This is a genomic window from Streptomyces sp. A0958 (assembly GCF_004795035.1).
GTDB lineage: Bacteria > Actinomycetota > Actinomycetes > Streptomycetales > Streptomycetaceae > Streptomyces.
On the sequence record NZ_SSBK01000021.1, the window covers coordinates 60653 to 78176 of the forward strand.

A 17524-nucleotide genomic window follows, 5' to 3' on the forward strand; every position below is an offset into this window, starting at 1 on the left:
GGCGGCGGGTGGCGCTGTACGAGCGGAAGTGACGCCGGTACGCGCGGCCCCGCCACCGGATCAGAGCCGCACGGCCGGCCGGTGGCGCGGGAGCCAGAGGACCATCACGAGGAGCCCGGCGAGCAGGACCCCGCCCGCCGTGCGAAAGGCCAGTGCGTAGCCGGCGGTCAGCTCGACCGGGTCGGCCCCGTCCCCCGTGCGGGCGGCGGCGACCGTGGAGAGCACGGCGAGGCCGAGGGCGCCGCCCATGGTGCGGGAGGTGTTGACGAGGCCGGAGACGAGTCCGGCCTCGCCGGGCGCCGCGCCGGAGGTGGCGAGGGAGGCGAGCGGGGTGGAGGCGAGTCCGGCGCCCGCCATCATGAGCACCCCCGGCAGGCAGACGGCGGTGAGGTAGGAGCCGTGCACGGACATCGTGGACTGCCAGCAGAAGCCGGTCGCGGCGACGGCGGTGCCGACGAGCGCGAGGTTCTTCGCGCCGACGCGGGCCATCAGCCGGGGCGCGGCCTTGGAGCCGAGCACCACGGCGAACGAGGAGGGCATCAGGGCGAGTCCGGCCTCCAGCGCGCTGTAGCCCAGGACGTTCTGCGCGTACACCGTCATGAAGTACCACATGGAGAACGTGGCCGAGCCGATGACCAGCATGGCGACGTTCGCGGAGGCCACCGCCCGCGCCCCGAGCACCCGCAGCGGCATCAGGGGCTTCGCCGTGCGGATCTCCACGAGGGCGAACAGGGCGAGCAGCACGGGGCCGCCGACCAGCGGTACGAGGGTCGCGGCGGTGGTCCAGCCGGACTCCTCGGTCTGCACGATGCCGTACGCCACGGAGGCCAGGCCCGCCGTGACGAGGACGGCGCCCAGGAGGTCGACGCGGCTTCGGCCACCCGTGCGGCCCTCGGCGAGCCACAGGGCGGCGCCGATGAGGACGAGCACCCCGATGGGCACGTTGATCAGGAGGACCCACCGCCAGGACAGGGTTTCGGTGAGCACCCCGCCGACCAGTCCGCCGGCGGCGCCGCCGCCCGCGCCGACCGCCATCCAGGTGCCGATGGCCTTGGCCCGGGCGGGGCCCTCGGGGACGGCGGCGGTGAGGAGGGTGAGGGTGGCGGGGGCGAGGACGGCCGCGCCGAGCCCCTGTGCGGCGCGGGCGGCGAGCAGCTGCCAGCCCTCCTGGGCGAGGCCGCCGGCCAGTGAGGCGGCGGTGAACAGGCCGAGGCCGACGAGGAACATCCGCTTGCGGCCGTAGAGGTCGGCGGCCCGCCCGCCGAGCAGCATGAACCCGGCGAACGCGATCGAGTACGCGTTGAGCACCCATTGCAGCCCGGCGGAGCTGAGTCCCAGGTCGGTGCGCATGGACGGGAGGGCGACGTTGACGACGGACACGTCGAGCACCACCAGGAACTGGCCCACACAGGCGGCGAGGACCACCGCCCAGGTGCGGGTCCTGGTCCGGCCGGTGGGCGGTGCGGGCGTGGAGACGTCAACCATGGGTGTCATACTCGCAGCCGCCGTACGCCCCGTACATCTGTTTCCGGTCCGGTCGGCCTCGGTCCAGCGGCGTAGGACCGGGGCTCGGCCACGGGTCCTTCTCAGCGGCGCAGCAGGGTCACCACCGCCGCTCCTCCGAGGCCGATGTTGTGGGCGAGGGCGGTCCGGGCGCCGGGCACCTGGCGGGCCCCGGCCTCGCCCCTGAGCTGCCAGGTGAGTTCGGCGGCCTGGGCGATGCCGGTGGCGCCGAGCGGGTGCCCCTTGGAGATCAGGCCGCCGGACGGGTTGACCACCCAGCGCCCGCCGTGGGTGGTGGCGCCGGACTCGACGAGCGCCCCGGACTCCCCCTCGCCGCACAGTCCGAGCGCCTCGTAGGTGAGGAGTTCGTTGAGGGAGAAGCAGTCGTGGAGCTCGATGACGTCGAGGTCGTCGGGGCCGGTGCCGGACGCCTCGTACACCTGTCGGGCCGCCTCCCGGGACATGGGCAGGCCGACCGCGTCGATGCAGGTTCCGGAGGCGAAGGATGCCTCGGTGTCGGTGGTCATGGCCTGGGCGGCGATCTCGACGGCCCGTGCGCCGAGCCCGTGCCGCTCCACGAAGCGCTCCGAGACGACGACGGCGGCGGCCGCCCCGTCGGAGGTCGGGGAGCACTGGAGCCGGGTGAGGGGGAGGTGGACGGGTTTGGCGGCGAGGACTTCCTCGACGGTGTACGGGTCCTGGAACTGGGCGTACGGGTTGCCGGTGGAGTGGCGGTGGTTCTTGGCGGCGACGGCGGCGAGCTGCGCCTCCGTCGTGCCGTGGCGCTCCATGTGTTCGCGGGCGGCGTTGCCGAAGATCTGGGCGGTGGGCGGGGTCATCTCGAAGCCGTGGGCGGCGGCCATGATCGCGTAGTGGCGGGCGACCGGGGACGTCTTGAAATCGCCCGCGCCGCCGTCCGCCCCGCCGCCGCCGAGCGAGCCGCGCGCCATCTTCTCGAAGCCGAGCGCGAGGACGCAGTCGCTGCCGCCGCCCTCCACGAACTGCCGGGCCATCATCAGGGCGGTCGAGCCGGTGGCGCAGTTGTTGTTGACGTTGTAGACGGGCACCCCGGTCAGCCCGAGCCCGTAGACGGCGCGCTGTCCGGCGGTGGAGGGCTGGAAGCAGTAGCCGACGACGGCCTGCTGGATGTCCTCGTACGTCACACCGGCGTCGACGAGCGCGGCGGTTCCGGCCTCCTTGGCCATGTCCCAGTACTGCCAGTCACGGGTCTCGGGCTTCTCGAACTTCGTCATCCCGACGCCGACGATGTAGGACCTCATCATGATCACGGTTTCCCTTCAGTCCCGGGGGAGGCCGAGGATGCGCTCGGCGACGACGTTGAGCTGTACCTGTGTGGTGCCGCCCGCGATGGTCAGGCAGCGGGACATCAGGAAGCCGTGCACCGCCCGCTCCCCGGCCCCTTCGCACACCGCCCCGTCCGGGCCGAGGAGTTCGAGGGCGAGTTCGGCGGTCTTCTGCTGGTGTGTGGTCTGGACGAGCTTGCGTACGGAGGCGCCGGCGCCCGGTTCGAGCCCGGAGACCTGCTGGAGCGTGGTGCGCAGGCCGATGCAGGCCAGGGCGTGGGCCTCGGCGGCGAGGGCGCCGATCCGGGCGCGTTCGGCGCCGTCGAGTCCGGCGGCGCGGCCGATCAGCGCCTCCAGGCCGGTGTCGAAGGTCATCTGGTCGGCCATGTGGACGCGTTCGTTGCCCAGGGTGTTGCGGGCGACCTGCCAGCCGCCGCCGGCCTCGCCGACGAGTGCGTCGGGCGGCAGGAGTACGTCGTCGAAGTACACCTCGTTGAAGAGGGCGTCGCCGGTGATCTCCCGGAGCGGGCGGATGTCGATGCCCTCGGTGTGCTTCATGTCGACCACGAAGTAGCCGAGGCCCTGATGCTTGGGCGCGTCCGGGTCGGTCCTGGCGAGGAGAATCCCGTGGTCGGCCCACTGGGCGGCGCTCGTCCACACCTTCTGGCCGTTGATCCGCCAGCCCTCGGGGGCGCGTTCGGCCCGGGTGCGCAGCGAGGCGAGGTCGGACCCGGCGCCGGGTTCGGAGAACAGCTGGCACCACAGGAGGTCGCCGCGCAGGGTCGGCGGGAGGTAGCGCTCCTGCTGTTCGGCCGTCCCGTGGGCGAGGAGCGAGGGCACCACCCAGGTGGCGATCTGGAGGTCGCTCAGCTTGACGCCCTGGGCGCGTAACTCCTGTTGTATCGCGAGCTGTTGTACGGCACCCGCGTCCAGCCCGTGGGGTGCGGGCAGATGGGGGGCGGCGTAGCCGGTGGGGGCGAGGGCGCGGCGGGCGGCCTTCGGGTCGAGGCCCCGGGCGGCGGCGACGGCCTCGCGGGCCGCGGCGCGGTGGGCCTCGGCCTCCGGCGGGAGTTCCAGGGCGAGTTCGCGGCGGGCCCCGGCGGAGGCGAGCCGGACGGCCCGCTGCCGGTGGGTGTCGCCGGGCCCGAGCAACTGGCGGGCTACCAGGGCCCGGCGCAGGTACAGGTGGGCGTCGTGTTCCCAGGTGAAGCCGATGCCGCCGAGGATCTGGATGGCGTCCTTGGCGCAGGTGTACGCGGCGTCGAGCGCGGTGGCCGCGGCGAGGGCGGCGGCCAGGGCGCGCACCTCCTCCGGCTGCTGCGGGTCGCCGGCCGCGCGGGCGGCGTCCCAGGTCAGGGCGCGGGCCTGTTCGACGCGTACGAGCATGTCGGCGCACAGGTGCTTGACGCCCTGGAACTGCCCGATGGGCCGGCCGAACTGTTCGCGGACCTTGGCGTGTTCGGTGGCGGTGTCCAGGGCGCGGGCGGCGGTTCCGCACGCCTCGGCGGCGAACAGGACGGCGGCGAGGTCGGTTACGAGGTCCGGGCCGATGCGCAGCTGCCGCCCGGCGGGGACGGGGACGCGGCCGGCCCGGACCTCGGCGGTGGGCCGGGTCGGGTCGGCGCCGCGGTGGGGGCGCACGGTGAGCCCCGGTGCGTCGGCGTCCACGGCGAACCAGCGGACATCGCCCTCGCAGGCGGCGGGGAGCAGCAGCAGCCCGGCCTCGGCCCCGGACAGGACGGGGGGCGCCACTCCTTCGAGCAGGTGGCCGTCGCCGTGCGGGGCGGCGGTGAGGCTGCCGGGGTCGAGGGCGGCGGCGCCGGCGCACCGGCCCGTGGCGAGGTCCCGGAGCAGCGCGTCGGCGCCGGCGGCGTGCAGGACGGCGGAGGTGAGGGCGTTCGCCAGGTACGGGCCGGGCAGCGCGGCCCGGCCGGCCTCTTCGAGGACGACGGCGAGGTCGAGGAGGTCGCCGCCTCCGCCCCCGTACGCCTCGGGCAGATGGATGGAGAGCAGGCCCTGTCCGGCGAGGCCGTCCCAGTACGCGGGGCGTGCGCCGGTGGGGGTGGGTGCGTCCGCGTCGAGCAGTGCGCGGATGTCGCCGGGGGGTACGGCTCGGGCCAGCCAACCTCGTACCGCCTGTGCGAGCGCCCTGTGTTCTTCGGTGATCCCGATACCCATGCGCATCCTCGCCGGTCGCAGCCATTGGAACGGCGCAAGAGTAGAACACGTTGCAATCTGACGGAAGGTCAGACGCAGGCTGGATCTCGACGGTTGTGTGCGCCGGCCGACGAGCGCGCCCTGTTCGCCCCTCCTTCACCGGAATACGCCGTAGCCGAGGAAGGTTCACCCTGCACAGACTTGGCGGTCGGTGCTGTCCGCGACCGGGACGCACGACCGTCCGCCCCACTCTTTGCCGCTCCTACCGCTGCCCGGAGGCCGCACGTATGCCACAGACGACGCACGAACAGCCCACCGCGGAGCTTCCTGATCCGCGCGCGAGGGCGGGCCGGGGGATCATCCCCGTGCTCGCCTTCGCGGGCATCACCGTCGCGGTGATGCAGACCCTGCTCGTCCCCGTCATCAAGGATCTGCCCGCCCTTCTGCACACCGACCCGTCGAACGCCACCTGGGTGATGACGGCGACCCTGCTCGCCGGAGCCGTCTCCACCCCGATCATGGGCCGGCTCGGGGACCTGAACGGCAAGCGCAGGATGCTGCTGGCCAGCCTCGCCGTGATGGTCGTCGGTTCACTGATATGCGCCTTCACCGACGATCTCGTGATCATGATCGTGGGCCGCGCGCTCCAGGGCTTCGCCATGGGCGCGATCCCGCTGGGCATCGGCATCATGCGCGACGAGCTGCCGCGCGAGAAGCTGGGTTCGGCCATGGCCCTGATGAGCTCGTCGATCGGGGTGGGCGGCGGACTCGCGCTGCCCGCCGCCGCGCTCGTCGCCCAGCACACCGACTGGCACACCCTCTTCTTCGGCTCCGCCGGCCTCGGCGTGCTCGCCATGGCGCTGACCGTGCTGGCCGTGCCCGAGACCTCGCTGCGCGCCCCCGGCCGGTTCGACGTCGTCGGCGCGCTCGGCCTCTCGCTCGGCCTGGTCCTCCTGCTGCTGCCCGTCACCAAGGGCGGCGACTGGGGCTGGGCCTCACCCACCACGCTCGGGCTGATCGCCGCGTCCCTGGTGGTGCTGGTGCTGTGGGGGCTGTTCGAGCTGCGCAGCGACGCCCCGCTGGTCGACCTGCGGACCTCGGCCCGCCGCGAGGTGCTGCTGACCAACCTGACCTCGATCATGGTCGGGGTCGCCTTCTACGCCGTCTCGCTGGTCCTGCCCCAGCTGCTCCAACTGCCGAAGTCCACCGGTTACGGCCTCGGCCAGTCGATGGTGGTCGCCGGGCTGTGCGTCGCCCCGCTCGGCCTGACCATGATGTGCGTCGCCCCGCTGTACGCCCGGATCTCCGCCCGCCGCGGCCCGAAGGTCTCCCTGATCCTCGGCATGCTGATCATCGCCGTCGGCTACGGGGCCGGGCTCGGCCTGATGAGCGCCGCCTGGCAGACCGTGCTGATCGCCGTACTGCTCGGCGCCGGCATCGGGCTCGCGTACTCCTCGCTGCCCGCCCTGATCATCGGGGCCGTCGACGCCTCCGAGACCGGCGCGGCCAACGGGCTGAACACCCTGATGCGGTCGATCGGCACCTCCGTGTCGAGCGCCGTGATCGGCATGGTCCTGGCCCACACCTCGACGCAGATGGGACCGGTCGCGGTGCCCACCATGCAGGGGTTCCGCATCTCGTTCCTCATCGCGACGGGCGCGGTGGTGGCCGGCCTCGTCCTGGCCTCGTTCCTGCCGTCGCGGCGCACCGCCACCGCCCCGGTGCTCCTGGCGAGCAGCGAGGGCGACGCGGCGGCCCGGCGCGCCGGTGCCGAGAGCGTCACACCGCTCCCGCTGCCCGGCCCCCGGGGCTTCCGGGGCCGGGTGCTGGAGGCAGGCGGGGCGCCGGTGGCCGGGGCCAATGTGACCCTGATCGACCGGCAGGGCCGGCAGGCCGGGCTCACCACCACCGACGCCTCGGGCCGCTGGGCGCTCACGGCGCCGGGCACCGGCACCTTCGTGCTGGCCGCGTCGGCCACCGGTTACGCGCCGCGCGCCTGGCCGGCGGTCTGCCCGGCGGACGGCGGTCCGGTGGACACGGACCTGGTGCTGACGGTCAGCGTGCCGGAGCGTCGAACCGCGCTGCGGTCGTGAGCAGGTAGGAGACGTCCGTCCCCGCCGCGAGTTCCCGGGGCGCCGCGCCCCGCGTGAACAGCCGGGCGGGGCCAGGGCCTGTCCGGCGGATCTTCGCGGGCCCACCAAGATCCGCCGGACGGGCCCTGACGCCCTCGACCCGGGCCGCCTCGCCCTCGACCCGCAGCCACGACCCCTCGCGCAGGCCGAGCACCGGCACGTCGTTCTCCTCCAGGAATTCGGCGAGCCGCTCCTCGCGGGTCTCGCCCTTGTGGGTGCTGTCCGGGTCCGGGTCGAGGTAGTGCGGGTTGATCTGGAACGGGACGAGGCCCAGCGCCTCGAACGACGGCGGCTGCACGATGGGCATGTCGTTGGTCGTGCGCAGGGTGGGCGCCGCCATGTTCGTCCCGGCGCTCGCCCCCATGTACGGCAGACCCGCGCGCACCGCCCCGCTCACCGCGTCCCGCAGCCCGGTCCGGTGCAGCGCGCTCAGCAGCCGGAAGGAGTTGCCGCCGCCGATGAACACCGCGTCGGCGGCGTCGAGCGCGGCGACCGGGTCGGCGTGCTCGTGGACGCCGTGCACCCCGATCCCCGCCGGTTCGAGGGCGTCCCGGACGCGTGCGGTGTACGTGGCGTGGTCGGCGAGCGCGTAGGGCACGAAGGCCAGCCGGGCGCCGGCGGGCAGGAAGGCGGTGACCGTGTCCAGGGCGTGTTCCAGGTAACCGCGGCCGTGCTGGGTGGAGTTGGAGAGCAGGAGCAGATTCACGGGGTTCTTCCTCATCGTTTCTCTTCGGGTCAGGCCGTGGGGGTGCGGCGCGTGCGGGGCTTGGTGCGCTGCGGCGGGTGGGTGAGGCGCTTCTCCAGCAGCCCGGCGGCGTGCCGCAGCGCTTCGAGGCGGTTCTCCGGCGCCCCCTGGAACCGCCCCTCGGCCCCGCCCAGGCTGAGGCTGCCGTACGGTTCGCGGCCCAGGAAGACGGGCACGGCCACGGTCGCGATGCCGGTGTCGTACTCGCCGACCGTCCACGCGTAGCCCTGGGCGCGGACCTTCAGGAACTCCTGCTCCAGCGCGTCCGGATCGGTGACCGTCCGGTCGGTGAAGCGGGCCATCGGGCGCCCCCGGAACAGCCGGTGGCGCTGTTCGTCGGGCAGATAGGCGTAGAAGGACTTGGCTGTCGCCCCGGCGTGCGCCGGATAGAGCTCACCGACCAGGGGGTAGTAGCGCAGCGGTCCGGTCTCGCCCTCCTCGGCGGCCACGCACCGCATGTGGAAGCTGTCGGGCAGGCAGAACAGCACGGTGTCGCCCGTGACGCGGCGCAGCTCCTCCAGGACCGGTCCGGCCAGCAGCTCCAGTGACCCGGAGCGCTCCCAGAGCCTGCCCAGGCGCAGCACGGCGGGGCCGATGCGGTAGCGGCGGGTGGCCGGGTCGGAGACCAGGAAGCCGCGCCCCGCGAGGGTCGCGAGGAGGCGCTGCGCCACCGAGGTGTCCCAGCCGAACTCCGCCGCGACCTCGGTGACGCCCCAGTCGGGCCGGGTGCGCTCGAAGGCGAGCAGGACGAGCAGCGCCCGGTCGACGGTCTGCAGGGCTCCGGCGGGGGTGCGCCGGTCCAGATCGAACTCCGTCATAGCCATCTCACCATTCAGACCTGAATTGCAGATAACGGGAAATCATTGCGCTCAACGCTATCCGATCCCGAATCTGCTCTCAGCACCCCGTCCGGCGCCCCGACTCCCTGCCGGGCTCCGGACGGGTGTGACGGATGCGCGAGAAAGGCCCCCCATGTTGAAGTACGTACTGGACCTCGTCGGTCTGCTCGACGATCCCCAGGCCAAGGGCAGGACGGTCGTCGAGTACCTGGACTCCGCGGCTGGGGCCGAGGGCTCGTCCGCACAGGTCACCACGGTCGCCGGTGAGCGGGGCTCGACGGACTTCGTGACCGTCCGCATCCCCGGTTCCCGGGGCCGTACGGCCGGGGGCGACGCCCGCACCCTGGGCGTCGTCGGCCGGCTCGGCGGCATCGGCGCCCGGCCCGAGGTGGCCGGTCTGGTCTCCGACGCCGACGGCGCCGTCTCGGCGCTCGCCGCCGCAGCGAAGCTGCTCGACATGCGCCGCCGCGGCGATGTGCTGCCCGGCGATGTGATCGTCGCCACCCACATCTGCCCGAACGCGCCGACCGAGCCGCACGACCCGGTGCCGTTCATGGGCTCGCCGGTGGACATCGCCACCATGAACCGGCACGAGGTGACCGGCGAGATGGAGGCGGTGCTCTCCATCGACACCACCAAGGGCAACCGGATCATCAACCACAAGGGCCTCGCCCTGTCGCCCACCGTCAAGGAGGGCTGGGTGCTCCGGGTGAGCGAGCAGCTGGGCGAGCTGCTGGCCGTGGTGACCGGTGAGCCGTTGGTCACGTACCCGGTGACCACCCAGGACATCACCCCGTACGGTAATGGTGCACACCACATCAATTCGATCCTCCAGCCCTCCACCGCCACGGCCGCCCCCGTGGTCGGCCTGGCCATCACCTCGGCCGCCGCGGTGCCGGGCTGCGGGACGGGCGCGAGTCACGAGAGCGACATCGCGTCGGCCGCCCGCTACGCCGTGGAGGTCGCCAAGGCCTTCGGCGGCGGCCGGCTGGACTTCCACGACGCGGTGGAGTTCGACAACCTCGTCAGCCGCTACGGCTCGCTGACCCACCTGCAGACCTTCGGCCGTACACCCCAGGAGTCCTGATGGCAGCCACCCCGCAGTCCGGTGCCGTGGCGCGTGAGACCAAGAGCATCGGCAGCGACGACTACGCGCTCTCACGCGTCCCGCGCGACAAGCGGTTCGGCTTCTGGTCGATGCTCCTCCAGTGGCTGGCCCAGTCCGGTTCGATCTCGCAGTTCACGCTCGGCGCCACCATCGGCGTCGGGATGACCTTCGGCAACGCCTTCTGGGCCTTCACGCTGGGCGCGGTGATCCTGGAGATCGTGATCTTCGCCATCGGCCTGGCCGGGATGCGCGAGGGTCTGGCCACCCCGATGCTGACCCGCTGGGCGGGCTTCGGCCGCAACGGCTCCGCGCTCGTAAGCTTCGTGATCGCGGTCAGCCTGGTCGGCTGGTTCGGGGTCCAGAACACGATCTTCGGCGACAGCGTCTCGGCGCTGGTCGGCGGGCCGTCCTGGATGTGGTGCGTGCTCGCGGGCATCGCCATCACCGCCCTGGTGATCTTCGGGTTCAAGTACATGGCGAACTTCGCGAAGGTCGTCACCCCGCTCTTCTTCGCCATGGTCGCCTTCTCCGTCATCCGCACCCTGAACGACCACTCGCTGAGCGAGCTGGTCCACTCGCCACCGCCGGGCGACACGATCCCGCTGGCCGTCGCCGCCACCGCCATCGCGGGCGGCTACATGACGGGCGCGATCGTCTCCCCGGAGATGACCCGCTACAACCGCAAGGGCTCGCACGTCTTCCTGCAGAGCGCGTCGTCCATGATCCTTTCCGAGTACATAGTGGGCCTGACCGGTGTGCTCCTCGGCCACCTGGTCAAGAGCAGCGAGGTCTCGCACATCGTCCTGTCCACCTCCGGCGCCTTCGGTGTGCTCGTCGTCCTGATGTCCACGGCGAAGATCAACGACTGGAACCTGTACGGCTCCTCGCTCGGCGTCGTGAACTTCTTCCAGGTCGTCTTCGGCAAGCGTGTCCACCGCGGCGCGGTCACCATCGTCCTCGGCATCGCCGGCACGCTCCTGTCCGCGGTCGGGATCATGAGCCACTTCACCGAGTTCCTCACGATCCTCGGCGTCGCGATCCCGCCCATCGGCGGCATCATCGTGGCCGAGTACTGGATCGTGAAGCGGATGCGCAGGCCGCTGGACGAGACCCGGGCCTCCGAGACCCTGCCGGCGACCTCTCCGACCTGGGTACCCGCCTCCCTCGCCATCTGGGTCGCGGCGTTCTGCGTCGGCAAGTTCTACGACGGCGGCATCCCGGCCCTGAACTCGCTGGCCACCGCCTTCGTCCTGTACAGCGTCCTGGGCCTGCTGGGCTGGATCAGGCCCTACGGCACCTCCGCCCTGGACGACGAGGACGGCACCGCCCCCGCCGCCCGCACCACCACCCCCGTGGGAGCAGCATGAGCACCGCATCCGAATCCCCCGCCCTGGTCCCGGCCTCCGACGAGGCCCAGGCCGAGGTCATCGAACTCTGCGCCGAACTGATCAGGTTCGACACCTCCAACCCCACGAGCGACGAGCGCGCGAGCGCCGAGTGGGTGGTGGCCCGCCTCGCCGATGCGGGCATCGCCTCGGAGCTGATCGAGTCCGCGCCCGGCCGCGCCAGCGTCATCGCGCGGATCGCCGGGCGCGACCCGGACCGCGGCGCCCTGCTGGTCCACGGCCACCTGGACGTGGTCCCGGCGGACGCCTCCGAGTGGCAGGTGCCGCCCTTCTCCGGCGAGATCCGGGACGGCTACCTGTGGGGCCGGGGCGCGATCGACATGAAGGACACGGTGGCCGTGATGCTGGCCACCGCCCGGCACTTCGCCCGCACCGGTACGAAGCCCTCGCGCGACCTGGTCCTCGCCTTCCTCGCCGACGAGGAGGCGGGCGGCAAGTTCGGCGCCCACTGGCTGGTCGAGCACCGCCCCGAACTGTTCGCCGGGGTCACCGAGGCGATCGGCGAGGGCGGCGGGTTCTCCTTCGCCATCGACGACACCCGCCGCCTGTACCCGATCGAGAACGCCCAGCGCGGCATGGCCTGGATGGAGCTGACCGCCACCGGCCGGGCCGGCCACGGCTCGTCCCCGAACGACGAGAACGCGGTCACCGACCTCGCCGAGTCGCTGACCCGGATCGGCCGCGAGACCTTCCCGATCCGGCTGATCGAACCGGTCCGCGCACTGCTCGAAGAGGCCGCCCGGCTCTACGGGGTCGAGTTCGACGAGCACGACATCGAGGGCAGTCTCGCCCGGCTGGGCCCGGTCGCCGACTTCATGCAGGTGGTCCTGCGCAACTCGGCGAACCCCACCATGTTCAACGCCGGCTACCAGACCAACGTGATCCCGGGAAAGGCCACCGCCCGCGTCGACGGCCGCTTCCTGCCCGGCCACGAGCAGGAGCTGATCGACACGATCGACCGGCTGCTGCTGCCCTCGGTCAGCCGTGAGTGGGTCAACCACGACATCGCGATGGAGACGACGTTCGACGGCCCGCTCGTGGACGCCATGTGCGAGGCGGTGCGCGCCGAGGACCCGGACGGCCACCCGGTGCCGTACTGCAACCCGGGCGGCACGGACGCCAAGGCCTTCACCCACCTGGGCATCCGCTGCTTCGGCTTCAAGGGCCTGAAGCTCCCGCACGACCTGGACTACGGCCGGCTCTTCCACGGGGTGGACGAGCGCGTCCCGCTGGAGGGACTGCGCTTCGGCGTCCGCGTCATGACCCGGCTCTGGCAGAGCTGCTGACCCCGACCCGGGCCCGCACACCCCTGATGTACGCCCCTCCCGTACGCCCCCGCCGGTACCTTCGGTGGGGGCGTACGGCACGATGGCGCCGTCGCACCGCCCGTCGTCGCACCACCCGTCCCACCAGGAGGAACCCCGTGGCCGCCGAGCCCAAGCCGGAGATTCTCGCCGCGTTCCAGGCCGCCAAGGGCTTCATGCCGGTGGTCGAGGGGCTCGCGCTGTACGACGCCGCCGCCGGGGCCGCGGAGCTGGGCCTGCCGCTGCTGGAGGTCGGCACCTACTGCGGGCGTTCCACGATCCTGCTGGCCGACGCGGCGCGGGCGGCGGGCGTCACCGCGCTCACCGTCGACCACCACCGGGGCAGCGAGGAGCAGCAGCCCGGCTGGGAGTACCACGACCCGACGGTGGTGGACCCCGAGGTCGGCCGGATGGACACGCTCCCCACCTTCCGCAGGACGCTGCACGCGGTGGGCCTGGAGGAGCACGTGGTGGCGCTCGTGGGGCGCTCGCCGCAGGTCGCGGCGGTGTGGGGCGGCAAGCTCGGCTTCGTCTTCATCGACGGCGGCCACACCGACGAGCACGCGAACGGTGACTACGAGGGCTGGGCGCCGCATGTCGCCGAGGGCGGGCTGCTGGTGATCCACGACGTGTTCCCGGACCCCGCGCACGGCGGCCGGGCCCCGTACCGGGTGTATCTGCGGGCGCTGGAGTCGGGGGCGTTCACGGAGGTCTCCGTCACGGACTCGCTGCGCGTCCTGCGGCGCACCGGGCCGGGGATCTGAGGGGGAGCGGCCCCGCGGGGTGTCCGTGAACGCCCCGGACGCCGCCGGGCCCGGCGGATAGCATCGCCGGGTGCGTCACGACGAGAGCGTTCCCCCCACCCCGCGCCGCCCGGTCCTGCTCGCCGCCGCGGCGGCCCTGATGTGCCTGGGCCTCGCCGGCTGCGGCGGCGGCGACGGCACCGCGCAGGCCCGGCCGGGACCGAGCGCCACCGGTGCCATCACCCCGTCCGCCGCCCCGGCCCCGCCCTCCCCGTCCCGCTCCCCCTCGCCGTCGCCGTCGCGCACGAGCGCGTCCCCGTCCGCGTCGCCCGCGAAGCCGCCGCCCGCCCCCTCCGGGCCGCTGTCCGGCAGGACGGTCGTCATCGACCCCGGGCACAATCCCCGCAACCACCTGCACACCGCCGAGATCAACCGCCAGGTGGACATCGGGACCGGGCACAAGGAGTGCGACACCACCGGCACCGCCACCAACGGGGGTTACGCGGAGGCCGAGTTCACCCTTGACGTGTCGCACCGGCTGCGGACGCTGCTGCGGGCCCAGGGCGCGACGGTGATCCTGACGTACGACGGCGACCGGGAGTTCGGGCCGTGCGTGGACGAGCGGGCGCGCATCGGCAACAAGGCCCACGCGGACGCGGTGGTCTCGATCCACGCGGACGGATCGGCCGTCGGCAACCGGGGGTTCCATGTGATCCTTCCCGCGTCGGTGCGCGGCGGGGGTGCGGACACCTCGAAGATCGTCGCGGCCTCGCGCGACCTCGGCACCCGTATCGCCGGACTGTTCGTACGCAGTACCGGAAGTTCCCCTTCCAATTACGTGGGCGGCAATACCGGTTTGGACGTCCGCAAGGATCTCGGCGGACTGAATTTGTCGACCGTGCCCAAAGTCTTCATCGAATGCGGCAATATGCGTGACCCCGAGGACGCCGCCCAGCTCACCAGCGCGGGCTGGCGCCAGAAGGCCGCCCAGGGCATCGCCGACGGCATCAGCAGCTACCTCGAGGGGTAAGCAAGGGGTGATTCTGCGATGAATTCGGGAGGATGTCCGCGCACCAACCGGGCAGGAACACAACCCGCCCGGGCAGACGATACATTCATCCGTACGATGGGGAGCCGTTCCCGAGCTTCGTGCCGAGCCCGCCGTAGACGCGGTGCCAGTGACGACCGCCCCGACGAGACGACCGACTAAGGACCTTCACGTGAATATCCGCTCCCTCACTCGAGGCGATGGCGTGGTGATCGGAGCAGCGGTCGTGCTGTTCATCGCCTCTTTCCTCGACTACTTCGACTACGGAAGCACCAGCGTCGACCCGCCCAACTCCTGGGACTCCCTGGGCAATGGCATCGGCGTCTACATGGTCGGGGTGATCGGCGCAGCACTGATCGTGCTCTCCCGTTCGCAGCCGCAGCCGCGCAAGGTCCTCGGCCTCGACCTGGCCCAGTTCGGCGTCGCCGCCACGGTCTTCACCGCGTGGAACATGTTCTGGACGATCATCGATCTCGGCCAGATCGACGCCGGTGCCGGTCTGATCCTCGGCTTCATCGCCTCCCTGGTGCTGGCCGCGGGAGCGGTCGCCTCCCCGCTGGTCCCGGCCCTCAAGGCCCCGCTCGCGGGTGCCCCGAAGCCGCAGGCCGTGCATCCGCCGTACGGTGGCCAGCCCGGCCAGGGCTACGGCTACCCGGGCGGCCCGCAGGCCGCCTTCGGCGGTCAGCCGGGTCAGCCCCAGCCGTACGGCGCCCCGCAGCAGCCCGGTCAGCCCGACGCCCAGCAGGCGCAGGCGACGCCGCAGGCTCCGGCGGCCGGCGGCGGGCAGTCCGGTGACTTCACCCCGTTCTGGTTCGCGGTGCCGGTGGCCCGCCAGCTGTACAACGAGGACGGTTCGCAGGCCCCGATCGCCGAACTGGCGCCGGGCACCTGGTACCTGGCGGTCGAGCAGCGCGGTGCGGCGCTGATCGCCCAGACGCAGGACGGCCGTCGCGGCGTGCTCCAGGACACCACGGGCATCCAGCGCGGCTGACGCCACGCACGCAGGACAGCGGCCCTCCGCCCCTTCCGGGCGGGGGGCCGCTGCCGTACCCTCCCCGGCATACCTGATGCGACGTCAGAAAACCGGGGAGGCAACGCAATGCGGCTCGGACTGGCTCTCGGATACTGGGGCCGCGGCCCGGACGCGGCCCATCTGGAGCTCGCCCGCGCGGCGGAGGACCTGGGCTACGCCTCGGTGTGGACGGCGGAGGCCTGGGGTTCGGACGCCTTCACCCCGCTGACCTGGATCGCCGCCCACACCTCCCGCATTCGCCTGGGCACGGCCATCGCGCAGATGGCGGCCCGCTCCCCCACCGCGACCGCCATGCACGCGCTGACCCTCGACCACCTCTCCGGCGGCCGGATGATGCTCGGCCTCGGTCTTTCCGGGCCGCAGGTCGTGGAGGGCTGGTACGGGCGGCCGTTCCCGGCGAGCCCGCTCACCGCGACCCGCGAGTACGTGGACGTGGTGCGCCAGGTCCTGCGCCGCCAGGCCCCCGTCGAACTCGACGGCCGCTTCCACCCGCACCCGTACCGGGGCCCGGACGCCACCGGGCTCGGCAAGGCGCTGAAACCGATCACGCATCCACTGCGCGCCTCGCTCCCGGTGCTGCTGGGCGCGGAGGGGCCGAGGAACATCGCGCAGACCACCCGGATCGCGGACGGCTGGCTGCCGCTGTACTGGTCACCGACGCGCACCGGTGTGTACGAGGCCGCGCTCGACGGCCTGCCCGAGGGGTTCGTGATCGCGCCGATGGCCCGCGCCCGGGTCTGCGACGACGTGGCCGAGGGACTGCTGCCGGTGAAGGCGATGCTCGGCTTCTACATCGGCGGCATGGGCGCGGCCGCGCGCAACTTCCACGCGGACCTGATGGCGCGGATGGGCTACGAGGAGGAGGCGCGCCACATTCAGCGGCTGTTCCTCCAGGGCCGCAAGGAGGAGGCGGTCATGGCCGTGCCGGACGCCTTCGCCGACGAGATCTCGCTGATCGGGCCGAGGGAGCGGATCGCGGAGCGGCTGGAGGCGTGGCGCGCCGGCCCGGTCACGGATCTGCTGGTGACGGCGCCGGACCCGCACACGCTGCGGGTCCTGGCGGAACTCAACTAGCCGCTCGCTCGGGGACTTTGCCCTTACGGGTCCAGCGCAGCAGTTCGTCCGCCGACCAGGTGGTGACGACGCGTTCCGGCGGAACCTCGCACTCCTCGGCGCGGGCGCAGCCGTACGCCTGCCAGTCCAGCTGGCCCGGCGCGTGGGCGTCGGTGTCGACGGCGAACAGGGTGCCCGCCGCCACGGCCCGGCGCAGCAGCCTGCGGGGCGGGTCCAGCCGTTCGGGCCTGCTGTTGATCTCCACGGCCGTGCCCGACTCGGCGCAGGCGGCGAAGACCTCGTCCGCGTCGAACGTGGACTCGGGGCGGCCCCGGCCCGTGACCAGGCGGCCGGTGCAGTGGCCGAGGACGTTGGCCTGCGGGTGGCGGACGGCGGCGACCATGCGCCGGGTCATCGGGGCGGGGTCCATGCGGAGTTTGGAGTGGACGGACACCACCACGAGGTCCACCTGCTCCAGCAGCTCCTCCTCCTGGTCGAGGGTGCCGTCGAGGTGGATGTCGCACTCGATGCCGGTGAGCAGCCTGAACGGCGCCCACCGCTCGTTGAGTTCGGCGATCTCGGCGAGCTGCCGGCGCAGCCGCTCGGGCGAGAGCCCGTTCGCGACGGTGAGCCGGGGCGAGTGGTCGGTGAGCACCGCCCAGTCGTGGCCCAGCTCGGCGGCGGCGCGGCCCATCTCCTCGATGGGGCTGCCGCCGTCCGACCAGTCGGAGTGCAGATGGCAGTCGCCGCGCAGCAGGGAGAGCAGGTGTTCACCGCCCTCGGCGAGCGGCCCGGCGCTGCGCGCCTCGGACTCCAGCCGGTCCAGGTACCCGGGCGTCTCACCGGCCACCGCCTCGCGGATGACCTGGGCGGTGCGGGGGCCGATGCCCTTGACGCGTTCCAGCGAGCCGTCCGCCACGCGCCGGTCCACCTCGCCGTCGTCCATCGCGGCGAGGGTGCGTGCGGCGGTGCGGAAGGCCTGGACGCGGTAGGTGACCGCCTTGCCGCGCTCCAGCAGGAAGGCGATCCGCTCCAGAGCCCTGACCGGGTCCATCGGCACCTCCTCGCAGAACGGAACGGAACGGGACGTGACGTAAGGGGCGGGACGGTTCCGGGCGCCCCGTCCAGCTTGGCCCAGCACCGCCCGGC

Annotated in this window: 14 protein-coding genes; 8 read left to right on the forward strand and 6 right to left on the reverse strand. The window is 72.7% G+C overall.

Annotated features, from left to right (window positions below):
* Positions 1 to 60: 60 nt before the first annotated feature.
* The 3 genes from E6P78_RS20895 to E6P78_RS20905 form a co-directional block, all read right to left on the reverse strand.
* Positions 61 to 1494 (reverse strand): MFS transporter, encoded by a 1434-nt coding sequence (locus E6P78_RS20895; protein WP_168712665.1) that lies wholly within the window; start codon positions 1492 to 1494, stop codon positions 61 to 63.
* Between the two features lie 92 nt (positions 1495 to 1586).
* A complete protein-coding gene (locus E6P78_RS20900; RefSeq protein ID WP_136205206.1) occupies positions 1587 to 2783 on the reverse strand; it encodes a lipid-transfer protein in 1197 nt (398 codons plus the stop codon).
* Between the two features lie 18 nt (positions 2784 to 2801).
* Positions 2802 to 4985, reverse strand: a complete 2184-nt coding sequence (locus E6P78_RS20905) for an acyl-CoA dehydrogenase (protein ID WP_136205154.1) — start codon at positions 4983 to 4985, stop codon at positions 2802 to 2804.
* Positions 4986 to 5251: 266 nt separating this feature from the next.
* Between E6P78_RS20905 and E6P78_RS20910 the strand changes: the two genes are divergently transcribed.
* Complete coding sequence (locus E6P78_RS20910; protein WP_136205155.1) at positions 5252 to 7057, forward strand: MFS transporter; 1806 nt, start codon at positions 5252 to 5254, stop codon at positions 7055 to 7057.
* Here E6P78_RS20910 and pepE read toward each other — a convergent pair.
* Together pepE and E6P78_RS20920 are read right to left on the reverse strand one after the other, a co-directional pair.
* Entirely contained in the window at positions 7020 to 7802 is a 783-nt protein-coding gene (gene pepE / locus E6P78_RS20915) for a dipeptidase PepE (protein WP_136205207.1), read from the reverse strand. The genes E6P78_RS20910 and pepE overlap by 38 nt on opposite strands.
* A gap of 29 nt (positions 7803 to 7831) precedes the next feature.
* Positions 7832 to 8665 carry an IclR family transcriptional regulator gene (locus E6P78_RS20920; protein WP_136205156.1) on the reverse strand — a complete coding sequence of 278 codons (834 nt, stop codon included), beginning with the start codon at positions 8663 to 8665 and terminating at the stop codon, positions 7832 to 7834.
* A gap of 148 nt (positions 8666 to 8813) precedes the next feature.
* Between E6P78_RS20920 and E6P78_RS20925 the strand changes: the two genes are divergently transcribed.
* From E6P78_RS20925 to E6P78_RS20955, 7 genes are all read left to right on the forward strand, one after another.
* A complete protein-coding gene (locus tag E6P78_RS20925) occupies positions 8814 to 9767 on the forward strand; it encodes a DUF1177 domain-containing protein (protein ID WP_136205157.1) in 954 nt (317 codons plus the stop codon).
* The gene (locus E6P78_RS20930) at positions 9767 to 11155 is read left to right on the forward strand and encodes a cytosine permease (protein WP_136205158.1); all 1389 of its coding nucleotides are present in this window, start codon (positions 9767 to 9769) and stop codon (positions 11153 to 11155) included. Before E6P78_RS20925 ends, E6P78_RS20930 begins: the two co-directional genes overlap by 1 nt.
* The gene (locus E6P78_RS20935; RefSeq protein WP_136205159.1) at positions 11152 to 12480 is read left to right on the forward strand and encodes a M20/M25/M40 family metallo-hydrolase; all 1329 of its coding nucleotides are present in this window, start codon (positions 11152 to 11154) and stop codon (positions 12478 to 12480) included. The genes E6P78_RS20930 and E6P78_RS20935 overlap by 4 nt, the downstream gene beginning before the upstream one ends.
* Positions 12481 to 12617: 137 nt before the next feature.
* Positions 12618 to 13262 carry a class I SAM-dependent methyltransferase gene (locus E6P78_RS20940; RefSeq protein WP_136205160.1) on the forward strand — a complete coding sequence of 215 codons (645 nt, stop codon included), beginning with the start codon at positions 12618 to 12620 and terminating at the stop codon, positions 13260 to 13262.
* A 70-nt stretch (positions 13263 to 13332) separates the two neighbouring features.
* A complete protein-coding gene (locus E6P78_RS20945; RefSeq protein ID WP_136205161.1) occupies positions 13333 to 14271 on the forward strand; it encodes an N-acetylmuramoyl-L-alanine amidase in 939 nt (312 codons plus the stop codon).
* A gap of 223 nt (positions 14272 to 14494) precedes the next feature.
* Positions 14495 to 15280 carry a DUF5336 domain-containing protein gene (locus E6P78_RS20950; protein ID WP_136205162.1) on the forward strand — a complete coding sequence of 262 codons (786 nt, stop codon included), beginning with the start codon at positions 14495 to 14497 and terminating at the stop codon, positions 15278 to 15280.
* Positions 15281 to 15388: 108 nt separating this feature from the next.
* Positions 15389 to 16396 carry an LLM class F420-dependent oxidoreductase gene (locus E6P78_RS20955; protein ID WP_136205163.1) on the forward strand — a complete coding sequence of 336 codons (1008 nt, stop codon included), beginning with the start codon at positions 15389 to 15391 and terminating at the stop codon, positions 16394 to 16396.
* On the opposite strand, the gene E6P78_RS20960 is transcribed toward E6P78_RS20955, so the two are convergent.
* Positions 16389 to 17429, reverse strand: a complete 1041-nt coding sequence (locus tag E6P78_RS20960) for a PHP domain-containing protein (RefSeq protein ID WP_136205164.1) — start codon at positions 17427 to 17429, stop codon at positions 16389 to 16391. The two genes, E6P78_RS20955 and E6P78_RS20960, sit on opposite strands and share 8 nt — an antisense overlap.
* Positions 17430 to 17524: the final 95 nt, after the last annotated feature.